The organism is Arthrobacter sp. JCM 19049 (assembly GCF_001310435.1).
In genome coordinates, this window is the sequence record NZ_BAXF01000151.1 from 1 (window position 1) to 4,607 (window position 4,607).

The window sequence follows — 4,607 nt, forward strand, 5'->3', positions numbered from 1 at the left end:
GCCCACGCGGGCGGGTGGCCGATACCCCGGGGTGGCTCCCAGGCGATCAGCCAGGCGCTGGCCACCGAGCTGAGGGCCCACGGAGGGCGGATTGAGACCGGGCGCCGCATCGAAGAACTCGGGGAACTGGACGCGCAGACCATCTTGCTGGACACCTCCCCGGAAACCGCCGCCCGGCTCGGGCGAGGTCGGATTCCGAATGCCCTGGCACAGCGGCTGGCGAATCCCCGGCGTTCCCCAGGCAGTTGCGTGGTGCACTATGTGCTGCGTGAACCGGTGCCTGGAGGGATCCGCTGCTGGCTCAGGCCGGCACCATCCACCTGGCCGGTACCGCCCGGCAGGTGCTGCGCACCGAACGGGAAAGTCGCCGTCGTCCCGCCGATCATCCGTTCGTGCTGGTCTCCCAGCCCTCACAGTTTGACCCCACTCGGGCCCCGGGCGGGCAGCAGGTGCTGTGGGCCTACTGCCATGTCCCGCTGGGCTCCGATGCCAACATGGCACCGCGCATCACAGCCCAGCTTGAGGCTGCCGCCCCCGGCTTCCGGGACGTGGTGCTCGAACAGCATGTACGCACCGCGCGCGGACTGCAGCGGCAAAACCCTGCCCTGGTGGGCGGCGACCTGTCCGGGGGCACCATGGATGTGCTGGGCAGTGTCCGGCGCCCCCGGGGCAGCACCAATCCGTGGTGGTTGCAGTCCAAGGGACTGTACCTGGTCTCCTCGGCCACCCCGCCGGGCCCGTCGGTGCACGGCATGGGCGGTTACCTGGGGGCCAAGACCATGCTCTCCCATGAGTTCGGGATACGCTGAGCCCCGGCAGCGCCATGTCCGGCCGCGGAAACCGGTGATGAAATAGGATCGAGGCATGGCCACACTGATCACCCTTGCCACCTTGTGGATCGTCTTCATCTGGATGTACCGCTCGGAACCGCGCCGCCTGATCAACGCCGCCGTCCTGCTGCCAGCGGTGCTGCTGACGCTGAGCAGCATCACCGAGGCGCTGTCCAGCACGGTGCCCGGGGCCGGATTCGTGCTGGCGCTGCTGCTGTTCTCGCTGCCGCTGATGGTCCTGATCTTCGCCGGGGTGCTGATCTACAACGGGGTGCTGATGTGGCGCCGGGAGGGGGCCCGGCTGGGCAACCTGCTCTCGCTGATCGCCGGGCTGCTGGTGCTGGGGCTTCCGGCGCTGGCGGTGCTGCTGGTGCTCTCCCACCACTGGCTGGGGCTGGTCAGCGCGTTCGTGCTGTTCATGGGTTCGGTGTTCACCGCCATGATGTTCGCCATGGTGCTGCTCTACGCCTGGGTGTACGCCAAGTTCCCGGTCTACAAGGACCCCTCGGGGATTGTGGTGCTCGGCTCGCGAACAATCGACGGCAAGGTGCCGGCGCTGCTGCGCGGACGGCTGGACAAGGGGATTGAGATCTTCCGCCGCTTGCCGCCGGAAAGCTCCTGGATTGTGCCCAGCGGCGGCAAGGGGAGTGACGAAGCGGAGCCGGAGGGCGTGAGCATGGCCCGCTACCTGCAGGAGCAGGGGATTGACCGGCAGCGGATCCTGGTGGAGGACCGGGCCCGGGACACGGTGGAGAACCTGAAGTACTCCCACCAGCTGCTCCGGGAGCAGGGCCGGGAAGAGTGCCTGTGGATCGTCACCAGCGACTACCACAGCCTGCGCGCCGCCCTGGCCTCCCGTCAGCTGGGCTACGACGCTGCCTCCTTCGGCGGCAAGACCGCCGCCTACTACCGGCCCAGCGCATTTTTGCGCGAATTCATCGCCATCGCCCGCGACCAGTGGAAGACCTTCGTGGTGCTGGCCCTGCCCTTTGCCGCGGTGCTGATCTTCGGGCTGGTCTTTTCGCTGAACCAGTCGCTGAGCTAGGCCCGGTCCCCGCCCGGGGCGGGGTGAACTCATCCTTATGGGGGATCAGCAAAATCAACATTGCGGGCGGTGACCGCCCGACGGGCAGAGCCTAGGCTGGAAGCATGATTCAGGCCCAGCAGCTAACCAAGAGATATGGCGCGAAGACCGCGGTGGACAACGTCTCCTTCACGGTCCAGCCCGGGATGGTCACCGGGTTCCTCGGCCCAACGGCGCCGGCAAGTCCACCACCATGCGCATGGCGGGTGGGACTGGCCCGCCCCAGTGCCGGCAGGTGACGGTCAACGGCCGCCGCCTGGGCGAATCCCGCCACCCGCTGACCGAGGTGGGCACGCTGCTGGAGGCCAAGAGCGTGCACAAGTCACTGACCCCGCGCTCCCACCTGCGCGCCATGGCCGCCACCCACGGGATCAGCTTTTCCCGGGTGGATGAGGTGCTGGAGCTGACCGGGTTGCGCCAGGTGGCGCGCAAGAAGGTCGGCGGCTTCTCCCTGGGCATGGGCCAGCGGCTGGGGATCGCCACCGCCCTGCTGGGGGACCCGCGGGTGCTGATCCTGGATGAGCCGGTCAACGGCCTGGATCCGGAAGGGGTGGCCTGGGTGCGCACCCTGGCCCGCCACCAGGCCTCCGAGGGCAAGACCGTGTTCATCTCCTCCCACCTGATGAGCGAGATGGCGCAGACCGCCGACCACCTGATCGTGATTGGGCGCGGACGGATCATGGCCGACGCCCCGATCAGCCAGTTCCTGGAGGCCGGGGTGCGCCAGACCCTGGTGAAGTCCGAGCAGCTGGAGGCGCTGATGAACGCGCTGGCGGCTGAGGGGGTCCAGCTGGTGCGCGAGGACGCCACCACGCTGAAGGTCTACGGGCCAGCTCCCAGGACATTGGGCGCCGCGCCCTGGAAACCGGGGTGGTGCTTAACGAACTGCGTCCGCTGCAGCGCACCCTGGAGGACGCCTACATGGAGCTGACCCGCGACGCAATCGAATACCAGACCCAGTCCGAGCAGGAACTGGCAGCACGAAGGGACCACCGATGAGCAAGCACGCAGTGCCCGTTCTGGGCGGCAACGTCAGCCTCTGGGGCGTGTTGCGCGGGGAGGCGATCAAGTTCTTCGCCCTGACCTCCACCCGGATCCTGGTGGCCGTCTCCATCCTGGTGATGGTCGGCTTCGCGGCCCTGGTGCTGTGGAGCGTGGGGATGGTCGCCGGCACCCCGGCCGCCGGCACCCCGGGCATGCCGGACATGGCCTCGGAGGGGTTCGTGGCCGAAATGATCGGTTCCGGGCTCTCCTTCGCCCAGCTGATCATCGGCGCGTTGGCCGTGCTGTTGATGAGCGGGGAGTTCACCACCGGTTCCGCGGTGAGCACCTTCCTGGCCAGCCCGCAGCGCCTGCGGGTGCTCACGGCCAAGGCGCTGCTGATGACCGGGGTGACCGTCGTGGTGGGCCTGGCCTCCTTCGCCCTGTCCTACCTGGTGTGCAAGCCGCTGGCCCAGATGTATTCGATGCCGCTGAACTTCACCTCCGAACCGTTCCAGCGCGCCATGTGGTTCGGCACCCTGTACCTGGTGATGGTGACGATGATCGGTTTGGCGCTGGGCACCATGCTGCGCAACTCGGCCGGGGGCATCACGGTGCTGGTGGCCCTGTTCTTCGTGGTGCCGATCGCCACCAGCATCATCGCCTCGCTGGTGGACTGGTTCCAGAAGGTCGCCCCGTTCCTGCCCGACCAGGCCGGCATGTCCCTGGCCCTGCCGTTGAGCTACCCCTCGGACTGGGAAACCTGGCAGCAGCTGCTGGTGGTGGGCGGCTGGATGCTGATCCCGCTGGTGCTGGCCGGGATCCTGCTCAAGGCCCGGGACATCTAGGTGACCGCCCGCCGCACCCGGAGCGGACGCACTGACCAGGGACTATATTGGGATCATGAGCCAGTCCGATACCGCCGACCCGGTGGTCTCCTTCGACGCGATCACCGCCAAGCGGGTGGGCTGGATCCGCCGCTACCTGCGCCAGCACCCGGTGTTCGTCGCCGTGGGCACCTCGGCGGTGTACCTGTTCCTGAGCCTGCTCTCCTTCGTACCGGCCGCCTACATCAGCGACTTCAACCCGGTCGGGGTGCTGCTGCTGATGCTCGCGGTCGGCGTGGCCCTGCTGTGGCGCAATCGGGCGCCGATGAGCGTGCTGGTGATCGTATTCGTGCTGGACTGCGCCGGAATGGTACTGGCCGGCAACGACGCCAGCTACTCCGGGGCGGGAATGATCATCGCCCTGTACAGCGTGGGAACGAACTATTCGGGCAAGCGCTCCATCCCGCTGGCGGTGCTGGCCGCCGCTTTCCAGCTGCTGTTGCTGCTGGTCATTGGCTACCCCGGCACCAGCGGACTGGTCTTCGAGGACGGCACCACCGTGGACGACTACGGCGGACAGGCACTGTTCCTGGGGGTGGCCGGCGGGCTGCTGGCCACCGTGTACCTCACCGCCGCCATCATCGGGCTGAACGTGCGCAACTCGAGGATCCACGAGGCCGAGCTGAACCACTGGGCCTCCCAGGTCTCCCGCCTGGCCCAGGTGCAGGAACGCAAACCGCATCGCCCGGGAGATGCATGATGTCGTCGCCCACTCGCTGTCGGTGATGATCGCCCTGTCCGACGGAGCCCGGGTGGTGGGGCGCAAGGACGCGGCCCGCGCCGAATCGGTGCTCAGCGAACTCTCCGGCACAGGGCGGCCCGCCC

General features: G+C 68.1%; 5 protein-coding genes and 1 pseudogene. All 6 read left to right on the forward strand.

The window, feature by feature from the left end:
- Positions 1-341: 341 nt before the first annotated feature.
- Positions 342-809 carry a hypothetical protein gene (locus tag JCM19049_RS08325; protein WP_054821360.1) on the forward strand — a complete coding sequence of 156 codons (468 nt, stop codon included), beginning with the start codon at positions 342-344 and terminating at the stop codon, positions 807-809.
- Positions 810-864: 55 nt separating this feature from the next.
- Positions 865-1,875: a YdcF family protein gene (locus JCM19049_RS08330; RefSeq protein ID WP_054821361.1), complete on the forward strand. Its 1,011-nt coding sequence runs from the start codon at positions 865-867 to the stop codon at positions 1,873-1,875.
- Between the two features lie 104 nt (positions 1,876-1,979).
- Positions 1,980-2,913: pseudogene (locus JCM19049_RS08335) on the forward strand (ATP-binding cassette domain-containing protein).
- Complete coding sequence (locus JCM19049_RS08340) at positions 2,910-3,743, forward strand: ABC transporter permease (RefSeq protein ID WP_054821362.1); 834 nt, start codon at positions 2,910-2,912, stop codon at positions 3,741-3,743. The pseudogene JCM19049_RS08335 and the gene JCM19049_RS08340 overlap by 4 nt, the downstream one beginning before the upstream one ends.
- Before the next feature lie 55 nt (positions 3,744-3,798).
- Entirely contained in the window at positions 3,799-4,482 is a 684-nt protein-coding gene (locus JCM19049_RS08345; protein WP_054821363.1) for a hypothetical protein, read from the forward strand.
- A gap of 25 nt (positions 4,483-4,507) precedes the next feature.
- Positions 4,508-4,607 (forward strand): hypothetical protein (locus JCM19049_RS23310; protein WP_374700261.1); only part of this gene is annotated, 100 nt, incomplete at its 3' end.